20 protein-coding genes are annotated in these 19,119 nt (G+C 71.9%); 13 read left to right on the top strand and 7 right to left on the bottom strand.

Annotated elements, in window-relative coordinates:
* Window positions 1-19 precede the first annotated feature (19 nt).
* Window positions 20-1,603 carry an acyl-CoA carboxylase subunit beta gene (locus SLP03_RS03265; protein ID WP_319458989.1) on the bottom strand — a complete coding sequence of 528 codons (1,584 nt, stop codon included), beginning with the start codon at window positions 1,601-1,603 and terminating at the stop codon, window positions 20-22.
* 108 nt (window positions 1,604-1,711) lie between these two features.
* Here SLP03_RS03265 and SLP03_RS03260 point away from each other — a divergent pair, with 108 nt between their 5' ends.
* The gene (locus tag SLP03_RS03260) at window positions 1,712-2,587 is read left to right on the top strand and encodes a biotin--[acetyl-CoA-carboxylase] ligase (protein ID WP_319458988.1); all 876 of its coding nucleotides are present in this window, start codon (window positions 1,712-1,714) and stop codon (window positions 2,585-2,587) included.
* An 84-nt stretch (window positions 2,588-2,671) separates the two neighbouring features.
* The gene (locus tag SLP03_RS03255) at window positions 2,672-3,244 is read left to right on the top strand and encodes a PH domain-containing protein (protein ID WP_319458987.1); all 573 of its coding nucleotides are present in this window, start codon (window positions 2,672-2,674) and stop codon (window positions 3,242-3,244) included.
* A 42-nt stretch (window positions 3,245-3,286) separates the two neighbouring features.
* Here the strand turns inward: SLP03_RS03255 and SLP03_RS03250 are convergent, their stop codons facing one another.
* Window positions 3,287-4,018 carry a GtrA family protein gene (locus SLP03_RS03250; RefSeq protein ID WP_319458986.1) on the bottom strand — a complete coding sequence of 244 codons (732 nt, stop codon included), beginning with the start codon at window positions 4,016-4,018 and terminating at the stop codon, window positions 3,287-3,289.
* Between the two features lie 63 nt (window positions 4,019-4,081).
* A complete protein-coding gene (locus SLP03_RS03245) occupies window positions 4,082-4,618 on the bottom strand; it encodes a GtrA family protein (protein WP_319459130.1) in 537 nt (178 codons plus the stop codon).
* Window positions 4,619-5,059: 441 nt separating this feature from the next.
* Here SLP03_RS03245 and SLP03_RS03240 point away from each other — a divergent pair, with 441 nt between their 5' ends.
* From SLP03_RS03240 to SLP03_RS03225, 4 genes are all read left to right on the top strand, one after another.
* The gene (locus SLP03_RS03240; protein WP_319458985.1) at window positions 5,060-6,904 is read left to right on the top strand and encodes a phosphoenolpyruvate carboxykinase (GTP); all 1,845 of its coding nucleotides are present in this window, start codon (window positions 5,060-5,062) and stop codon (window positions 6,902-6,904) included.
* Window positions 6,905-6,941: 37 nt separating this feature from the next.
* Window positions 6,942-7,802, top strand: a complete 861-nt coding sequence (locus tag SLP03_RS03235; protein WP_319458984.1) for a hypothetical protein — start codon at window positions 6,942-6,944, stop codon at window positions 7,800-7,802.
* 126 nt (window positions 7,803-7,928) lie between these two features.
* A complete protein-coding gene (locus tag SLP03_RS03230; protein WP_413644268.1) occupies window positions 7,929-9,116 on the top strand; it encodes a geranylgeranyl reductase family protein in 1,188 nt (395 codons plus the stop codon).
* A 31-nt stretch (window positions 9,117-9,147) separates the two neighbouring features.
* Window positions 9,148-9,918, top strand: coding sequence for an isoprenyl transferase (locus SLP03_RS03225; RefSeq protein WP_319458982.1), 771 nt, complete (start codon window positions 9,148-9,150; stop codon window positions 9,916-9,918).
* Between the two features lie 46 nt (window positions 9,919-9,964).
* Here the strand turns inward: SLP03_RS03225 and otsB are convergent, their stop codons facing one another.
* From otsB to SLP03_RS03210, 3 genes are all read right to left on the bottom strand, one after another.
* Window positions 9,965-10,789 (bottom strand): trehalose-phosphatase, encoded by an 825-nt coding sequence (gene otsB, locus SLP03_RS03220; RefSeq protein WP_319458981.1) that lies wholly within the window; start codon window positions 10,787-10,789, stop codon window positions 9,965-9,967.
* A gap of 70 nt (window positions 10,790-10,859) precedes the next feature.
* On the bottom strand, window positions 10,860-11,213 hold the full coding sequence (locus tag SLP03_RS03215) for a hypothetical protein (RefSeq protein WP_319458980.1): 354 nt from the start codon (window positions 11,211-11,213) through the stop codon (window positions 10,860-10,862).
* A gap of 179 nt (window positions 11,214-11,392) precedes the next feature.
* Window positions 11,393-11,833, bottom strand: a complete 441-nt coding sequence (locus tag SLP03_RS03210; protein ID WP_319459129.1) for an XRE family transcriptional regulator — start codon at window positions 11,831-11,833, stop codon at window positions 11,393-11,395.
* A 264-nt stretch (window positions 11,834-12,097) separates the two neighbouring features.
* Here SLP03_RS03210 and SLP03_RS03205 point away from each other — a divergent pair, with 264 nt between their 5' ends.
* From SLP03_RS03205 to SLP03_RS03180, 6 genes are all read left to right on the top strand, one after another.
* Window positions 12,098-12,439 (top strand): hypothetical protein, encoded by a 342-nt coding sequence (locus SLP03_RS03205; RefSeq protein ID WP_319458979.1) that lies wholly within the window; start codon window positions 12,098-12,100, stop codon window positions 12,437-12,439.
* Window positions 12,440-12,491: 52 nt separating this feature from the next.
* Complete coding sequence (locus tag SLP03_RS03200; RefSeq protein WP_319458978.1) at window positions 12,492-12,929, top strand: hypothetical protein; 438 nt, start codon at window positions 12,492-12,494, stop codon at window positions 12,927-12,929.
* 346 nt (window positions 12,930-13,275) lie between these two features.
* A complete protein-coding gene (locus tag SLP03_RS03195) occupies window positions 13,276-14,691 on the top strand; it encodes a PhoH family protein (RefSeq protein WP_319458977.1) in 1,416 nt (471 codons plus the stop codon).
* A gap of 284 nt (window positions 14,692-14,975) precedes the next feature.
* Window positions 14,976-15,662, top strand: a complete 687-nt coding sequence (locus SLP03_RS03190) for a lytic transglycosylase domain-containing protein (RefSeq protein ID WP_319458976.1) — start codon at window positions 14,976-14,978, stop codon at window positions 15,660-15,662.
* A 117-nt stretch (window positions 15,663-15,779) separates the two neighbouring features.
* Window positions 15,780-16,439 (top strand): rhomboid family intramembrane serine protease, encoded by a 660-nt coding sequence (locus tag SLP03_RS03185; protein WP_319458975.1) that lies wholly within the window; start codon window positions 15,780-15,782, stop codon window positions 16,437-16,439.
* Between the two features lie 113 nt (window positions 16,440-16,552).
* Window positions 16,553-17,521: an NAD(P)/FAD-dependent oxidoreductase gene (locus tag SLP03_RS03180; protein WP_319458974.1), complete on the top strand. Its 969-nt coding sequence runs from the start codon at window positions 16,553-16,555 to the stop codon at window positions 17,519-17,521.
* 50 nt (window positions 17,522-17,571) lie between these two features.
* On the opposite strand, the gene SLP03_RS03175 is transcribed toward SLP03_RS03180, so the two are convergent.
* The gene (locus tag SLP03_RS03175) at window positions 17,572-18,267 is read right to left on the bottom strand and encodes a TetR/AcrR family transcriptional regulator (protein WP_319458973.1); all 696 of its coding nucleotides are present in this window, start codon (window positions 18,265-18,267) and stop codon (window positions 17,572-17,574) included.
* A 144-nt stretch (window positions 18,268-18,411) separates the two neighbouring features.
* Here SLP03_RS03175 and SLP03_RS03170 point away from each other — a divergent pair.
* Window positions 18,412-19,119, top strand: a 708-nt coding sequence (locus SLP03_RS03170) for an NAD-dependent epimerase/dehydratase family protein (RefSeq protein ID WP_319458972.1), incomplete at its 3' end; no start/stop codon positions are given.

Here is a 19,119-nt window from a genome sequence, read left to right as displayed (position 1 = left end):
GGGGCCCCGAAGGCGTGGATCAGAGCGGGATGTTGCCGTGCTTCTTCGGGGGCAGGGTCTCGCGCTTGGTGCGCAGCACCCGCAGCGCCCGGACGATCTGGGTCCGCGTCTCGTGCGGCGGGATCACCGAGTCGACGTAGCCGCGCTCGGCGGCGATGTACGGGTTGGCCAGGGTGTCCTCGTACTCGGCGATCTTCTCGGCGCGGACGGCGGCGGGGTCGTCGGCGTTCGCCAGCTCCGAGCGGTACAGGATGTTCACCGCGCCCTGCGCGCCCATCACCGCGATCTGCGCGGTCGGCCAGGCGAAGTTCAGGTCCGCACCGAGGTGCTTCGAGCCCATCACGTCGTACGCGCCGCCGTACGCCTTGCGGGTGATCACGGTGACCTTCGGGACGGTCGCCTCGGCGTACGCGTAGATGAGCTTCGCGCCGCGGCGGATGATGCCGTCCCACTCCTGCCCGGTGCCGGGGAGGAAGCCGGGGACGTCCACGAAGGTCAGCACCGGGACGTTGAACGCGTCGCAGGTGCGCACGAAGCGGGCCGCCTTCTCCGACGCGGCGATGTCCAGCGTGCCGGCGAAGTGCATCGGCTGGTTCGCGACCACGCCGACCGGGCGCCCCTCGACCCGGCCGAAGCCGACCACCAGGTTCTGCGCGTAGAGCGGCTGGACCTCCAGGAACTCCCCGTCGTCGAGGACGTGCTCGATGACCCGGTGGATGTCGTACGGCTGGTTGGCCGAGTCCGGGATCAGCGTGTCCAGCTCCCGGTCGGAATCGGTGATGTCGAGGTCGGCCGGCGCCGGGTAGACCACCGGCTCGTCCAGGTTGTTCGACGGCAGGTACGACAGCAGCGCCTTCACGTACTCGATGGCGTCTTCCTCGTCGGTGGCCATGTAGTGCGCGTTGCCGCTGCGCGAGTTGTGCGTCCGCGCGCCGCCCAGCTCCTCCATCCCGACGTCCTCGCCGGTGACCGTCTTGATCACGTCGGGGCCGGTGATGAACATGTGCGAGGTCTGGTCGACCATCACGGTGAAGTCGGTGACCGCCGGGGAGTAGACCGCGCCGCCCGCGCACGGGCCCATGATCAGCGAGATCTGCGGGATGACGCCGCTGGCCCGGACGTTGCGGAAGAAGATCTCGCCGTAGAGGCCGAGGGAGGCGACGCCCTCCTGGATCCGGGCGCCGCCGGAGTCGTTGATGCCGACGACCGGGCAGCCGATCTTCATGGCCAGGTCCATCACCTTGACGATCTTCTCGCCGAAGACCTCGCCGAGGGAGCCGCCGAAGACGGTGAAGTCCTGCGCGAACACGCAGACCTGCCGGCCGTCCACCGTGCCGTAGCCGGTCACCACGCCGTCGCCGTACGGGCGGGTCCTCTCCAGCCCGAAGTTGATGGACCGGTGCCGGGCCAGCTCGTCCAGCTCGACGAAGGAGCCCTCGTCGAGCAGCATCTCGATGCGCTCCCGCGCCGTCTTCTTGCCCCTCGCGTGCTGCTTCTCGACCGCGCGCGCCGACCCGGCGTGCACCGCCTCGTCGACCCGACGGTCCAGGTCCGCCAGCTTGCCCGCGGTGCTGTGGATGTTGATCCCGGTCTCGGTAGTCACCCAGGGAATATAACGATGGTTCAGGCGGTCGCCGCTGTGCAGTGCGCCTCATCGGGCTCGGGGCGACATCCGGCCGAGCGTGCCACGCCGGGGCCGTAGGCTGGCGGGATGCCCGGCTCGCCGTACACCGATCTGGACCGCCCGCCGCTGTCGGCGGCCCGGCTGCGGCGCGCGCTGGTCGCGCCGCACGGCCCGTGGCGCCGGCTGGAGCTGCGCGCGGAGACCGCCTCGACCAACGCCGACGTGGTCGGGGCCGCCCGGGCCGGCGAGCCGGAGGGTCTGGTCGTGGTCGCCGAGCGGCAGACCGCCGGCCGGGGCCGCCGCGGCCGGGTCTGGCAGTCGCCGCCCCGGGCCGGCATCGCGACCAGCGTCCTGCTCCGGCCCGGCGAGGCCGTCCCGGAGCGCGGCTGGTCGCCCGTCCCACCCGCCGGGTACGGCTGGCTGCCGCTGCTCGCCGGGGTGGCGCTGGTCGAGGCGGTGGTCCGGCTCGCCGAGCTGGAGGCGGCCCTGAAGTGGCCCAACGACCTGCTGATCGACGGCGCCAAGTGTGCCGGCGTGCTCGCCGAGGCGGTGCCCGGCACCGTCCCGGACCAGCCGCCGGCGATCGTGGTCGGCATCGGCCTCAACGTCACGCTCCGCGCCGACGAGCTGCCGGAGAACCCGACCGGGCTGCCGGCCACCTCGCTGCAGCTCGCCGGGGCGGCGGCGACCGACCGGGATCCGCTGCTGCGCGCCCTGCTCCGCTCGCTCGCCGACTGGTACGACCGCTGGCGCGACGCCGGGGGTGACGCGGTGGCCAGCGGGCTGCGCGACGCCTACACGGCCGCCTGCGCGACGATCGGCCGCCAGGTCCGGGTGCTGCTGCCGGACGGGCGCGAGGTGAAGGGGACCGCCACCGGCGTGGACCCGCACGGCCAACTGCTGGTCGAGGGCCCGACGGGGGAGCTGCGCCTCGCCGCCGGCGACGTGCTGCACGTGCGCTGACCTTCTTTACCGCCGCGCGGCCGATCCCCTCGGCGGGCGTCGACCGGTTACGGTCAGCGCGTCCTGTTCTACGAGGAGGTTTCCGTGGCGTTCCCCGAAGACGTGCTCACCGAGGATGAGCACGTCGTGCTCCACCTGCACCCGCACTGGAAGGCGCTGCTCCGGCCGATCCTGGTGCTGGTGCTCGTCGTCGCGGCGGTGGTGGCGGGCTGGGTCCTGCTGCCCGACGGCGACGGCGCCACGATCGCGCTCTACGCGATCGCCGCGCTCGGCTTGGTGCTGGTGCTCTGGCTGGGCTTCTGGCCGTTCCTGGTCTGGCGCACCACGCACTACCTCTTTACCGACGAGCGGGTGCTGCTCCAGGAGGGCGTGTTCTCCCGGAACCGGCGGGACCTCCCGCTGACCCGGATCAACGACCACTCGATGCACCAGCGCTTCCTCGAGCGGCTGCTGGGCTGCGGCACCCTCACCATCGAGTCGGCCGGCGAGCGTGGCCAGTCGGTGCTGAACGACGTCCCCCACGTCGACCGGGTGCAGACCAAGCTCTACGAGCTGGTTGAGGCCCACCACGACAAGCACTCCCTGGGCGACGGCGAGATGCGCGACATCCTCGCCGACATGCATGACGGCAAACCCCTCCGCGACCCCAGCGCCTGACCGACCCTCCGGCCACCGCCGGAGGGCGGGAATGGGGTGGGTTCAGCGGCGGGGGGAGCGGCGGCTGCCGGCTTGGAGTTCGGCGGCGAGCTCGGCGTCCAGGTCGCTCTTCAGGTTGCGGCCGAGGGCGGCGTCCGCCGGGGCGGGGCGACCCTGGGCCGGGGCGCCGTACTCGGCGGTGGCACGCCGGCCGGCCGTCCGGCGGCGGCGCTCCCCGGGCGGGGGCTCCGACTCCTCCAGCTCGCTGACCGACTCGGCCAGCTCCGCCACCGGGTCCATCTCCGCCATGGTGTCCCATTCGTTGCGCGGGATGGTGTGCCAGGTCTCCTCCGCGTGCTGCGGGACCGGCTGGAAGACGAACGTCCGGTACGACCAGAAACGGAAGGTGGTGGCCAGCAGCACGCCGCCGGTCTTCGCCACGTTCAGCGCCAGCAGGCTGGTCACGCCGAGGCCGTACTTCGCCGCGGCCAGCACGCCGAGTTCGATGATCAGGCCGGTCGCGTTGAACACGAAGAACAGGACGTATTCCCGACGCATGGCCGATTTCGGGCGATCACGGTACGTCCAGTGCCGATTCATCAGATACGAGGTGATAGTGGCCACAATGGTCGCGATCACCGTCGCCTTGAGCTGCCCATCGCGGAAAACGGTCAGCGCCAGCGCGTTGAACACCGCGTAATTGATGACGGTGTTGATGCCGCCGACGATGCCGAATTTGAGCGCCTCGTGGATGAACTTCTGCCAACGCTCGGGCAGCAGACGGACCAGACGCATGCGGAACACCTTAGGGCAGCGGGCAGGGCCGACTAGGCCCGGCAGGACGGGGTGGGCGGTAGGTCACGCCCCGGAGTCTCGGTCGAGGCTCGTTTCCGGAACGGGCGGAGTTCCCGCTTCCACGAAAACGAACCGCCGGTACGACCAGAATCGGAACAGCGTCCCGAGGCCGGTGCCGACGATGAAGCTGGCGATGTTGTCGGCCAGTGGGGTCTGGAACACCTCGGGCCAGATGCTGCCCAGCCCGTAGCGGCTGATCGCGAGGCAGGCGATGGCGATGCCCAGGCCGACCCCGTTGAAGAAGAAGAAGAGCGCGTACTCGCGGGCGGGGTTGGAGCGCTGACGGTGCCGCCAGGTCCAGAACCGGTTGCCCACGAACGCCATGGTCGCGGCGATCACCGTGGAGATGGTCTTCGCGGCGACCGGCGGCATGTGGCGGACGCTGGCCAGGTAGTTGAAGAGCGCGAAGTCCACCAGGAACGCGAGCCCGCCCACCGTGGCGAACTTGCTCAGCTCGCGGACGAGGTGACCGAAACGGTCGAGGAGGGAACCGATCAGACCCGGACGGGTCTGCGGAGCGCCCGGTTGGTCCCCGGTCATCGTCGCGGCCACCCGCCGAGCCTACCGGTTGCCGGCACGCCGAACAGGCAGCAATGGCGAGCCGGACGCACCGTCGTCGCCCGGGGCCGGTGAGCAGAGCGTAACCAGCTGTGGCGGAATTGCGGACCGGATCGCTGAATCGTCGCCCTCGGCCCGGGCGGGCGCTTCCGCGCATCGTGCACCGGGACCGGACCTCGCTACCGGCGCCCGCCGGAGGTTCACCGCAGGTTTTGCGTGAAACTGCGCGCGAAAGCGGGTATCAGATCGCGATGCCGCAGCGTGGCCGTACCTTGTGCAGTTCTTCACAACCAGTCCCACTGACTCGGAAGGCCGGCCGGTTTACGCTGAGCCCAATCCCAGGTTTCCACGAAGGCGACGCCTCGCTCGCCAGAACTCGTGCACCCCATACATCGGTCAGCGTCGACCACAAGGAGATGTGACATGGTTGCTCCGGCTACTGTTCGGGGTATCGATCAGGCCCCGACGTCCCACCCCAAACTGCTCGCCTGGGTCCGAGAGGTCGCGGAACTGACCACCCCCGAACGGGTGGTCTGGGTGGACGGGTCCGATGAGGAGTGGCGCCGCCTCACCGACGAGCTTGTCGAGGCCGGCACCCTGATCCGGCTGAACCCGGAAAAGAAGCCCAACTCGTTCTACGCGCGGACGGACCCGACGGACGTCGCCCGGGTCGAGGAGCGCACCTTCATCTGCTCCGTCGACGAGGCGGACGCCGGCCCCACCAACAACTGGATGGCGCCGTCCGAGATGAAGCGGACGATGACCGAGCTCTACCGCGGTTCGATGCGCGGGCGGACCATGTACGTCATCCCGTTCGTCATGGGCCCGGTCGAGGCCAAGAGCCCGATGTTCGGTATCGAGATCACCGACAGCCCGTACGTGGTCGCCTCGATGCGGATCATGACCCGGATGGGTGCCAAGGTGCTCGAGGCGATGGGCGACGACGCGGACTTCGTGCACGCGCTGCACTCGATCGGCGCCCCGCTCGCCCCCGGTCAGCAGGATGTGGCGTGGCCGGCCAACGAGACGAAGTACATCTCCCACTTCCCGGAGACCCGGGAGATCTGGTCCTTCGGCTCCGGCTACGGCGGCAACTCGCTGCTCGGCAAGAAGTGCTACTCGCTGCGGATCGCCAGCGTGATGGGCCGGGACGAGGGCTGGCTCGCCGAGCACATGCTGATCCTCAAGATCACCTCGCCGGAGGGGAAGGTCCACCACATCGCCGGCGCCTTCCCGTCGGCCTGCGGCAAGACCAACCTCGCCATGGTGGAGCCGACCATCCCGGGCTGGAAGGTCGAGACCATCGGCGACGACATCGCCTGGATGCGGTTCGGCCAGGACGGCCGGCTCTACGCCGTCAACCCGGAGTACGGCCTCTTCGGCGTCGCGCCGGGCACCGACTGGAAGACCAACGCCAACGCGATGCGGACGCTGGACCGCGGCAACTCCATCTTCACCAACGTGGGCCTCACCGACGACGGCGACATCTGGTGGGAGGGCATGGGTGAGCCGCCGGCGCACCTGATCGACTGGAAGGGCAACGACTGGACGCCGGAGAGCGAGAGCCTCTCCTCCCACGCGAACAGCCGGTTCTGCACCCCGATCACCCAGTGCCCGATCCTGGCCGACGACTACTACGACCCGAACGGCGTGCCGATCGACGCGATCCTCTTCGGCGGCCGGCGTCGGGACACCATCCCGCTGGTCACCGAGGCCCGCGACTGGGTGCACGGCGTCTACATGGGCGCGACGCTCTCCTCGGAGACCACCGCCGCCGCCTCCGGCGCGGTCGGCGTGGTCCGGCGCGACCCGATGGCGATGCTGCCGTTCATCGGCTATCACGCCGGTGACTACTTCCGGCACTGGATCGAGATGGGCAAGGGCACGGACGGCGACGCGGCCAAGCTGCCCAAGATCTACTACGTGAACTGGTTCCGCAAGGACCCCGAGGGCTCCTTCCTCTGGCCGGGCTTCGGCGAGAACTCCCGGGTGCTCAAGTGGGTCGTCGAGCGGCTCGAGGGCGCCGCCGGCGCCGTGGAGACCCCGATCGGCATGGTCCCGGCGCAGGACGCGCTGGACGTCGAGGGTCTCGACATGACCCCGGAGGACGTCCGGATCGCCCTCAAGGTCGACCCGGAGGAGTGGCGCAAGGAGCTGCCGCTGGTCACCGAGTGGTTCGAGAAGTTCGGTGACAAGCTGCCCGGCGTCCTCTGGGCCGAGCTGGACGCGCTGCGCGCCCGGCTCGACGCGGAACAGCCGCAGAGGTAGGTGTGACGGTTGCCCGTACCGGGCAACATCGGATCCCATGGAGACGGCCGCCGAGACCGAGGTCCGGCGGCCGTCTGCCGTCCGGGCGCTGACCACCCTGCTCGCCGTCACGGCGGCGGCCACCGTCGTGGTCGAGCTGCTCAACTACTGGTACGCCCCGCAGCAGGAGTTCGGGCTGGCCGTACGCACCGGCTGGGCGATGCTCCGCTCGCTCGGCTTCCTGGTGCTCATCGGGCACGTCAACCGCGGTCGTACCGTGGCCCGGCCGTTCGGGCTGATCCTCGGGGTCACCACCGTCTTCGCGGTGGGGCGGCTGGTCGTACCCCGGGAAGGGGTGCCGCCACTGCCCGGCCTGCTCGGCTTCGGCCTGCTCACCGCGCTCTGCGTGGCGGTGGTGGCGCTGCTCTACCGCTCCGACGCGGTCGGCGGGCACCTGGTCCGGCACCGGAAGTCGCTGGTCGTGGAGGGCGGGACGATCTCCTGGCGGGAGGGGACGCCGAAGCGCCCGCCGGTGACCGGGTGGCTGCTCACCAGCCGGGTCGCCGCGTTCACCTACAGCCCGCTGATGCTGGTCCCGGCGCTGGTCGCCGGTGGGTCCATCCTGGACGGCCGGCTCAGCGCCGTGCCGGCCGTGGTCTTCTGGTTCCTCGCCGGGATCGCGGTCAGCTACCTGGTCCTCTTCTGCACCGCCTTCCTGATGCGCGGCCGGGCTTGGGCCCGCCGGTTCCTGGTCGCGATCACCCTGGGCGTGCTCGCCGTCGACCTGCCGCTGTGCTGGTGGCTGCTCGGCCTCGACGGCCTGATCCGCGACGGCGGCCCCCTGGTGGCCGCCGCCCTTCTGTCCCTCTACGGCCTCTTCCGCGCCACCCACCCCGCCACCCCGGACCCACCCGGTTGATCAAGAAGTTTCGGTCGTGATCGGGCCCGAATTCGGACGCGAACTTCTTGATCAACACGGCTGACGGGTGGGCGTGGGCGGGGCAGGATGGCGGAGAGGTCCGGTGAGTGGGGGTGAGACCGGTCCGTGCCGTCGGGTCGTCGGCGGCGACCGGGAGGGGGAGGGGCCGCCGTGGGCGACGAGTTCGACGTGATCGTGGTCGGGGCGGGGCCGGCCGGCTCGGCCGCCGCGCTGTCCGCCCGGCGGGCCGGGGCCCGGGTGCTGCTGCTGGACCGGGCCGACTTTCCCCGGGACAAGGCGTGCGGGGACGGCATCGCCGCGCACGCGCTGGACGTCCTCGCCGAGCTGGGCGTCACCGGCGCCGTCGACGGCTACCCGCCGCTGCCCGCGCCGCGGTGGGTCGGGCGCGGTGGGTCGGCGGGGGCCCGGGCGCTGCAGCGCCCGGCGTACACGGTGCCCCGGAAGGTCTTCGACGCCCGGCTGGTGGCGGCGGCGGTCGCGGCCGGCGTGGAGCTGCGCCGGCACCCGGTGCGCCGGGTGGAGCTGCGGGGCGACCGGGTGGTGCTGGACGGGGAGCTGTCCGGGCGGGCGGTGGTGGGTGCGGACGGCGCCGGTTCGGTGGTCCGGCGGGCGCTCGGCCACCCGGTGAACCCGGACCGCCACCTGGCGCTGGCCATCCGGGGGTACGCCCCGGCGCTGCCCGGCCCGCCCGAGCAGCTCATCGTCACCTCGGCGCCGCGCTGGCCGGCGTACGCCTGGTCCTTCCCGATCGGCGACGGCCGGGCGAACGTCGGGTACGGGGAGGTGCTGCGCGGCGAGCCGCTGACCCGGGCGCACCTGATGGACCGCCTCGCCGTCCTGCTGCCCGACACGGACCCGGCGACGGTCACCGGGTTGCGGGCCCACCACCTGCCGCTGTCCACCCACCGGCCGGCGCCGGGGCGGGACCGGGTGGTGCTGGCCGGCGACGCGCTCTCGCTGATCAACCCGTTCACCGGTGAGGGCATCTTCTACGCACTGCGGTCCGGCGCGCTGGCCGGCGCGGCGGCGGCGGGTTCGCCAGGGCAGGCGGCCCGCCGGTACGCGGACGCGCTGCGCCGGCGGCTCGGCACGCACCTGCGGCACAGCTCGGTCGCGGCCTGGCTGGCCCGGCGCCGGCGGGTGGTCGACGCGGTGGTCCGGGCGGCCCGCCGCGACGACCGGGTCTACCGGACGGTGGTGGAGCTGGGCCTGGGTGACGGACGCCTGGACGCCCGCACGCTGGCCATGATCGGCATCGGTCTCCCGACCGGGGATCGGCCACCGCGGCACTGATCTTCCGCGGGGGTCGCTACCCTGCAAGGTGATGACTCTGCGGAAACTCCTCTACGCCGTGTACGAGCGCCGGCTGACGGCGATGCTCGCGGGTAAGCCGGTGCCCCGACACGTCGGGGTGATGTGCGACGGCAACCGCAGGTGGGCCCGGGAGATGGGCTTCGTCGACCCCAACGACGGCCACCGGATGGGCGCCGAGCGGATCAAGGAGCTGCTGCGCTGGTGCGACGCCGCCGGTGTGGGTCACGTCACGCTCTGGCTGCTCTCCACCGACAACCTCTCCCGGCCCGCCGCCGAGCTGGACCCGCTGCTGCAGATCATCGCGGACCTCACCACCGAGCTGGCCGAGGAGGGCAACCCCTGGCGGGTGCGGCTGGTCGGCGCGCTCGACGTGTTGCCGGCGCAGCACGCCGCCGCGCTCAAGGCCGCCGAGGAGCGCACCCGGGACCGCAGCGGCGGCGCCCAGGTCAACATCGCGGTCGGGTACGGCGGCCGGCGGGAGATCGCCGACGCGGTGCGTTCCCTGCTGCTGGAGCACGCGGCGACCGGCGGGACGATCGAGGACCTGGCGAACTCGATCGACGTCGACCACATCTCCGAGCACCTCTACACCAAGGGCCTGCCCGACCCGGATCTGATCATCCGGACCAGCGGCGAGCAACGCCTCTCCGGCTTCATGCTCTGGCAGTCGGCCCACTCGGAGTTCTACTTCTGCGAACTCAACTGGCCGGACTTCCGCCGAGTCGACTTCCTCCGCGCCCTACGCTCCTACGCCAACCGCCAACGCCGCTTCGGCTCCTGACCCCCGTCCCCACGCTCTCTCCTCACCGACGCCGGTGAGGGGTGGGTCAGGTGAGGTGGGGGAGGGCGCTGGTGAGGAAGGTGGCCAGGGCGGCGGGGGAGTCGAGGGTGAGGTCGGCGGCGTCGGCGACCTCGTGACCGGTCTCCGGGTTGGCGACGGCGACGCAGATGCCGACGAAGTCCGGGTCTGCGTCGCCGCGGGCGCGCAGGGCGGCGAAGGCCTTGATGTCGGAGACGTCGTCGCCGAAGTACCAGGCGCCGCCGACGTCCCGGACGATCTCGCCGATCACCATGCCCTTGTCCCGGTCGACCGGGGGCTTGAGCTCCAGCACCATCCGGCCGGCCTGGCAGCGCAGCCCGAGCCGCTCGGCTTGGGCCCGGCCCCACTCCTGGACCAGGTCGCCGAGCTGCGGGGCGGTGCGCCAGTGCAGGGCGACGGAGAGCCGCTTGAACTCCACCAGGGCGCCGGGCGGCAGCTCGGCGCGGGCCTGCTCGGCCAGCTCCGACATGGTGGGCACCCAGGGCAGGGCGGCCGGCTCGGTGACCGTCTCGCCGCCGGAGTGGCTGTGCTCCAGGCCGTAGAGCCCGTACAGGTCGATCCCGGCCAGGCCGCCGAGGTGGTCGCGGAGGAACTCCACCGGCCGGGCGGAGACGATGGCGATCTGGCGTACGAGCGGCGCAAGCGCCTCCAGTGCGGCGAGCACCTTCGGGGCGGGCTGCACCGCGGTGGGGTCGTCGTCGACCGGCGCGAGAGTGCCGTCGAAGTCGAAGAAGAGCACCGTGTCAGCTGCCCTCTCGGCGGTGACACGCCATGCGTTCTCGGCGTCCAACGGGGTCTTCGGCGGCTGGTTGCCCAGATTCAACGGCGGCACGCGCGACAGCGTACCCCGGCCGGGGCGGCTCATTCCTGGCCGAGACGTGTTGCTCGACGGTCGGGCGGGCTCAGCGTTCGGCGGCTCCCCGTCCCCGGCGTCCGAACGGCACCACGGCCGCCTCCTGGCCGTGGCTGAGCAGGTAGCCCTCCACGAAGCCGGTGTTCCGGTCGCCGGTGTGCGTCTCGATCTCGTTCAGCCGGGCCACCATGAACTCGGTGAGCGCGCTGAGCCGGTCGTTGAGCCGGTCGTGCAGCTCGGCGAGCACGGCGAGGACCACCGCGGTGCCGGCGGCGGTGAGCGCGAAGAGGTTGACGACCAGGGGAAGCTGCCCGCCGTCGATCACGCCGACCACCACGTTGCCGGTCACGCACGATGTCACCGACACCACCGCGACCACGACTGCCAACCATTTCAGGGTCATGAACAGACCCCTCCTTCTGTCCCGCAGGGCTGGGTTCGGCCTTGTCCCGTCCCCCCGCCGATGACGAGCCCAAGCAGTACGAATACGGACGCTAGCGCGCCCATTCCGGCCCCGGAGTCGAACGATCCAGTCTGCCCTACCGTTCTTTCGCCATCTGAGCAATCGGCCCGGGTTGTTAACTACCCGGCCTGCCTGCCTCGTTTTCCCACGTCAACCTGAAGAGTCGGGCGATAGGCGAGGTAGCGGATGGTCTCTCGGATGTGGAACTTCTCCGCGTCGGAGACGTTCGGGTCGACCAGGCGGCGCAGCAGCGCCTCGACGTCGGGATCCATCGACGGCGGGGTGGGGGCGCTGCGCGGCGGAGCGGCCCGGTCCCAGCCGAGCGCGGTGAAGGCATTCGCCGGGTTCAGGCCCAGTCCCTCGCAGAAGGCGACCACCCGCTCCGCCTCCGGGTCGCTGGCCCAGTCGCCGCGTACCCAACGGTTGATGGTCTGGCGGGAGACGCCGGTGCGGCGGGAGACCTCGGTTCCGCTCCAGGCCCGCATGGCCCGGGCGTCGTCGAGCGCGCGCCGCACGAAGGTGGCGAAGGCGATCTTCCGTGCGTTGGCCGTCTCGGTCACCCCGTGACGGTACGACCAGTCGTCCTCGCCGGGGTGGCCGGGCACGCTGTTGTCACGCATACGTGACGGCATTCTCGGATTTCCGGTAAACGATCCAGAACTGCTCTTGAGGGGTGTCACCCGGGCAGAATAGATGCCCGCCAGTACGGCGGTAAACAGACGAAAAGCTGATACTGTCACGCTCATGAGACAACTTACGGTGTGTCACGTGGATGAGACGATTAGTGCTCACATGCGTCACTCCGCGGGTTACAGGGGGGTCCGGTGACCGAGCTCGCCACCCGCGCTCAGGCGTTCGGCCTGATCGCGGAGGGGGTGGCCGCCGGGCTGAGCGCGCCGTGGCGCCTCTACCTCGCCCGGGGTTGCCGCTACCTGTCCCTGAGCGTCGGGGATCGGGACGAGTGGAACGCCTGGCGTACCCACCTCGGCTGTCCCGAACTGAGCGTCCGGGTCTACGACGCCGGCGGCGAGATCCGGCGCTCCTCGGTCGCCGAGGTCGTCCTGGACGGCTGCCGGATCACCGTCGAGCTGGTCGAGGAGGTCAGCACCGCCGATCTGGAACGGCTGCTGGTCGTCGACCCCGCGGCCGAGCCGGAGGAGCGATGACGCGGCGGGCGACGGCGGTGCCCGGCGACCCGACGCCGGCGGGAGCGGCCGGATGAGCCCTTTCCTCGCGGTCTTCCTCGTCCTCGTCCTCGGCTCGACCAGCTACGCGGCGGGCCGGCTGCACGGTCAGCTCAGCTACCGGATCGGCTACCGCTTCGGTTACCGGCAGGGCTACTTCGACGGTGACCGGGGCGCCTGGAACCGCCGGCGTCGCGATGCCCAGGCCGCCATCGCCTCGGCGCTGGCCGGCCCGGTCGTCGCCCCGGCGTCCGCCGCGGTGCCGCCCGGCGGCGGGGGCCCGCGCGACGGTACGACGCCAGCGGTCGCGCTCGGCCGGCCCGCGCCGGGCCCGTCCTCCAGTGGCACCGCGACCGCGCAGCTCGGCGGGATCGCCACCCGGCAGGGCACGACCTACACCGGTTCCTCGTTCACGGCGTCCGTCGTCGGCGGCCGGCGCCCGGCCGGGACGCTGGTCCGCCGGCAGGGCTGAGAGCCGCCAGGGACACGGTGCGTCGTCCGCGGCGGACACGCACCGTCGGGACCACGTCAGACCGGTGACGGTGGTCCCACCGGCCGGGATGCGCGCAGGGGGCATGCATCCCGGCCGGTTCCGCCGCCCGGCGTTCACGCCCCGGTCGGGTGGGATCCACGGTCCGCCCACTAGCCGAAGGGCCCTGACGCGGTTAGCGTCTAGTCATGGCACGGGGTTCTCCCGGGCCAGCCGGCCAGCCCGGACCTGCGACCTCGCGCACGGGGCCCGCATCCGACCCCGTGTCCACCGGGCACCGGACGAGGCGGAACACGGGTGGCCGGGTGCCCATCCACGGAGCAGGCCTGTGACGACTCGCCGTACCCCCGCCGGTGCCGACCAGACCCCGGCCGCGACTGCCACGACCCGCCGGACCACCCGCAGCCGCCGTACGGCGGCTGCCGCGTCGGTCGGCACTGAGGAGCCCCGACCAGCCGGCCAGGCCTTCGTCCTGGACACCTCGGTCCTCCTCTCCGATCCCGCGGCGTTCCACCGCTTCGCCGAGCACGAGGTGGTGCTGCCCCTCGTCGTCATCTCCGAGCTGGAGGGCAAGCGGCACCACCCGGAACTGGGCTGGTTCGCCCGGCAGTCGCTGCGCATGCTCGACGAACTGCGGGTGACGCACGGCCGACTGGACCGGCCGGTGCCCGCCAACGACCAGGGCGGGACGCTCCGGGTGGAGCTGAACCACACCGACGACGGGGTGCTGCCACCCGGCTTCCGCAACGAGTCGAACGACGCCCGGATCCTCTCCGTGGCGCTCAACCTGGCCGCCGAGGGGCGCGAGGTCACCCTGGTCAGCAAGGACATGCCGCTGCGGGTGAAGGCGGCCTCGGTCGGCCTGCGGGCGGACGAGTACCGGCACGGCCAGGCCAGCGACCCCACCTGGACCGGCATGGCCGAGCTGGAGCTGGGCGAGGCGGAGATCGGCCGGCTGTACGCGGGCGAGACGCTCGACCTGGACGGGGCCGCCGGGCTGCCCTGCCACACCGGCCTGGTGCTGCAATCTGCCCGTGGCTCGGCGCTCGGCCGGGTGCTGCCCGACAAGACCGTACGACTGGTCCGCGGAGACCGGGAGGCGTTCGGCGTGCACGGTCGCTCGGCCGAGCAGCGGGTGGCGCTGGACCTGTTGCTGGACGAGTCGATCGGCATCGTCTCGCTCGGCGGGCGGGCGGGCACCGGCAAGTCCGCCCTGGCGCTCTGTGCCGGGCTGGAGGCGGTGATGGAGCGCCGCCGGCACAAGAAGGTGATCGTCTTCCGCCCGCTCTACGCCGTCGGCGGCCAGGAGCTGGGCTACCTGCCCGGGTCGGAGTCGGAGAAGATGTCGCCCTGGGCTCAGGCGGTCTTCGACACCCTCGGCGCGGTGGTGCACGAGAACGTGCTGGAAGAGGTCACCTCCCGGGGCATCCTCGAGGTGCTCCCGCTCACCCACATCCGGGGGCGGAGCCTGCACGACGCATTCGTGATCGTCGACGAGGCGCAGTCGCTGGAGCGGGGTGTCCTGCTCACCGTTCTGTCCCGGATCGGCCAGGGGTCGCGGGTGGTGCTCACCCACGACGTCGCCCAGCGGGACAACCTGCGGGTCGGGCGGCACGACGGGGTGACCGCCGTGATCGAGGCGCTGAAGGGCCATCCTCTCTTCGCGCACGTCACGCTCAGCCGTTCGGAGCGGTCGCCGATTGCCGCCATGGTGACGGATCTGCTGGAGGACATTCCGCTCTGATACCGATCCACTGCCAGGTTTGTCACTGTTTGTGGGTCTTCACTTTGTGGCCCAGATCACAAATGAGGCCCTTGGTTTCCCATCGGCCTCACTGTGCGCGATGGTGTCCAACGAGCGCCCACGCACCAGGAAGATCGTCGGTCATCGTTCGCCCCTCGGGTGACGGAGATCGGTGAAAGCCGGTGCGTCGGCTGCGACCGCCGGGTCGGGGCGCTCACGACGCCGGCGCGGCCGGACGGCCACGCGTCGCGTCGTGCCCTTGCCCCCGACGAAGGGACCACTTCGTGAGTCGGCTGTGGAGCCGGTTCGGCGCCCGCACGGCCGCTGTCGCACTGCTCTCCGTGGGCGTTGCCGGCGGTTTCTATCTGGGCGAAGACCGGGAAACCCAGCAACAAGGCCTGACCGCACAGGTCGGCCTCGAGGTAGACCAGGCGGAGTACGCGTACCAGCGTGACCTGCAGGCCGACCACCGGCTGGACTCGGCCAAGCAGCGGGCCGCCGAGTACCAGGCGAAGCTGCGGGCCACTGCGGCGGCCAAGGAGGCCGCCGACCGGGCCCGCGAGGCCGAGGCCGCGGCGGCGTCCCGGAAGAAGGAGCGGACAGCGGCGGCGGCCGCGGCGGTCACCGCCAAGCCGTACGACGGCCCGATTCCGGCCTCCTGCAAGGAGTTCAGCGGCAACCGGGCGATCGGCTGCGCCCTCATGCTCGACGACGGCTTCGGCATCGACCAGTTCCCGTGCCTGGACAAGCTCTGGACCAAGGAGAGCGGCTGGAACGACAAGGCCTACAACTCCGGCTCCGGCGCGTACGGCATCCCGCAGGCCCTGCCCGGCAGCAAGATGGGCTCGGTCGCCGACGACTGGAAGACCAACCCGGCCACCCAGATCAAGTGGGGGCTCGGCTACATCGAAGGCCGGTACAACGACCCGTGCGGCGCCTGGTCGCACTCGCAGAGCACCGGCTGGTACTGATCTGACGCGCCGACGACGGCGGGTGTGCGGGAAGCCGCACACCCCGCCGTCGTCGTGTCGCGGCGGGACGCGCCCCACGAGTGGCGGTCGACCGCGATTGCTGATAGCCATTGGTACATGACCTGGCGCGGCGGCCCGACGGGCGGCGATCCCCACCGGTTCGGCACCGAGGCGTTCTACGCCTCCCTGGGCCGGGCCTTCGTCGCGATGTGCGCGGTCGTGCCGGTGCTCTTCCTCATCGAGGCGCTCGACGTCGGGCTGCACGCCGACCTCGACGTGGCGGCCGGGATCATCCCGCACCGGATCCAGGGGCTCGACGGCATCTTCTTCTCGCCGTTCCTGCACGCCGGCTGGAACCACCTCTACAGCAACAGCATCCCGCTGATCCTGCTCGGCACCTTCGTGCTCGCCGCCGGCACCCGCCGATTCCTCTGGTCGACGGTGGTGATCATGCTGGTCAGCGGGCTGGGAGTGTGGTTCACCGGCTCGCCGAACTCGGTGGTGGTCGGCGCCAGCGGCGTCATCTTCGGGTACCTGGGCATCCTGCTCACCCGGGGCATCGTCGAGCGGAGCTGGTGGAACTTCGCCGTGGTGCTGTTGGTCGGCCTGCTCTACGGCTGGCAACTGCTCGGCGTCCTCCCCACCGACGAGCGGATCTCCTGGCAGGGCCACCTGTTCGGGCTGCTCGGCGGGATCGTCGCGGCGATCCTGTTCCGGCGTCGCCGCGCCGAGCTGCACCAGCCGCAGCACATGGAGCCGCCGCTCACCCTGCCCTGACCGGTCGTCACGGTCGCCCGAAAGGGTCATGGGAGGTGCTTGCCCGGCGGCACCCGCCCGCCTACCGTCGGCATCAGCACACGTTGATCCGTGAGGCGAAAGTGACGGTACGCATGCGCGAGGTCGATGTCGCCGTGATTGGGGCCGGTCCGGCCGGGCTCTTCGCCGCGTACTACGCCGGGTTCCGTGGGCTCTCCGTCGCGGTGATCGACGCGCTGCCCGAACCGGGCGGCCAGGTCGCCGCGATGTACCCGGAGAAGCTGATCCTCGACGTCGCCGGGTTCCCCGTCGTCAAGGGGCGGGACCTGGTGGCGAACCTGGTCGCCCAGGCGGCGCCGTTCGCGCCGACGTACCTGCTCGGCACCCGGGCGGAGAAGCTCTCCTACGCCGACGGGCTGCCGGTGCTGGGTCTCGCCGGGGGCGAGCAGGTGAACTGCGGAGCGGTGATCGTCACCGGCGGGCTGGGCAGCTTCACACCCCGGCCGCTGCCCGCCGCCGACAGCTTCGTCGGCACCGGGATCGTCTACTTCGTACCGCAGCCAACCGAGCTGGCCGGCCGGGACGTGCTGATCGTCGGCGGCGGCGACTCGGCCTTCGACTGGGCCCTGACCCTCCAGCCGCTGGCCCGGTCGGTGACCCTGGTGCACCGCCGGGAGCGGTTCCGCGCCCACGCGTCGACCGTCTCCCGGGTGCTGGCCCTGCCGGTCCGGGTGCTGGTCAACGCCGAGGTGACCCGGCTGTACGGGGAGGACCGGGTGGCTGCCGCGGAGGTCGTCGTCCGGGGTGGCGCGGCGGAGACGCTGCCGGTGGACACCGTCGTCGCGGCGCTCGGCTTCACCGCCGACCTGGGCCCGCTCGCCGAGTGGGGCCTGCGGCTGGACCGTCGGCACATCGTGGTGGACAGCGCGATGGCGACCAACCTGCCCCGGGTCTTCGCCGCTGGTGACATCACCGAGTACCCGGGCAAGGTGCGGCTGATCGCCACCGGCTTCGGTGAGGCCGCCACGGCGGTGAACAACGCGGCGGTGGCGATCGACCCGACCGCGCACCTCTTCCCCGGCCACTCCTCCGACGGCAGCTGACGGCCGCCACCCGCGCGCCGGTGGGGGCCCCGGGTCGGGCCGGGGTCCGGTCAGGACGCTCGGGGGAGGCCGATCAGGTCGGCCATCAGGTCGGTCTGGTGGTCGAAGTACTCGTCGCGGTGCGGGACGGTGCGGTTCAGCCGGCCGAAGAGCTCGAAGCTGATCAGCCCGAAGAGCTGGGTCCAGCCGGCCATGCCCCGGGCCAGCAGCGCCTCGGGCAGGTCGGGGAAGAAGCCGGCGGCGAGCTCCGCCAGGTCGGCGCGGACCGGCTCGGGGAGCTCCTCGTCGGGCGGGGTGAGCCGGCCGGTGGCGATGCCGTCGTGGAGGATGCCGACCAGCACGACCGGGGGTCGCTGGGCGGGCAGGACGGTGTCGTCGGGGGCGGCGTATCCGGGGACCGGACTGCCGTAGAGCAGGGCGTACTCGGCCGGATGGGTCAGCGCCCAGGCCCGGGCGGCCCGGCAGGCGGCGTGCCAGCGCCCGCGCAGGTCGTGCCGCTCGACGGCCGCGTCGGCCGCCTCCACCGCGTCGCCGAGCGCGTCGTACGCCTCCAGGATCAGCGCGGTCAGCAGGTCGTCGCGGCTGGGGAAGTAGCGGTAGATCGCCGACGAGACCATGCCCATGTCCCGGGCGACCGCGCGCAGCGAGAGGTCGGCGCCGTCCGTGGCCAGGTGGCGGCGAGCCACCGTCTTGATCTCGTCGATCATTCCGGCCCGGACCCGGGCGCGCAGCGAGGGAGCGACCATGTCCCCACCCTGCCACGGCGAGAGCGCCAATCAAAATAGAGAGCACTGCTCTTGACGAAGCGCCGCACCGCGCGTCATGCTGGTCCCGTTCCCGGCGAGAGCAGCGCTCTCGGATCGGATCTCTGCTTCGAAAGGTGGCCTCCCATGGCCCTGCACGTCATCGTCGGCGCCGGTCCTGTCGGCACCGCCACCGCACTGCTCCTCGCCCAGCGCGGCGACCGGGTGCGGGTGGTGACCCGCCGGGGCACCGGACCGGAGCACCCGGCCGTCGAACGGGTCGCCGCCGACGCCGCCGACCCGGACCGGCTGGCCGCGCTGGCCGACGGCGCCGACGCCCTCTACAACTGCGCCAACCCTGCGTACCACCGGTGGCCGACCGACTGGCCGCCGCTCGCCGCGGCGCTGCTCGCCGCTGGTGAGCGGAGCGGTGCGGTGCTCGCCACGGTCGGCAACCTCTACGGCTACGGCCCGGTCGAGGGGCCGATGACCGAGGCCACCCCGTTGGCCGCCACCGGCGTCAAGGGGCGGGTGCGGAACCGGATGTGGGCCGACGCGCTCGCCGCTCACCGGGCCGGGCGGGTCCGGGTCACCGAGGTCCGCGGCTCCGACTACCTGGGCGTCGCCGCCACCGCGCTGCCGATGATGGTGCTGCCGAGGGTCATCGCCGGCCAGCGGGTCTTCCTGCCGGTCGACATGGACGCCCCGCACACCTTCACGTACGTCGACGACGTCGCCCGTACCGTCGTCGCGGCCGCGACCGACCCGCGGGCGTGGGGCCGCGCCGGGCACGTGCCCAGCGCGCCCGCCCTCCGCGTGCGGGAACTGGCGACCCCGACCGCGGGCCAGACCAGC

It is taken from the genome of Micromonospora sp. RTP1Z1 (assembly GCF_033804685.1).
GTDB lineage: Bacteria > Actinomycetota > Actinomycetes > Mycobacteriales > Micromonosporaceae > Micromonospora.
The sequence above is the reverse complement of the archived record's forward strand: the minus strand, read 5'-3'. Positions and strand labels throughout refer to the sequence as shown.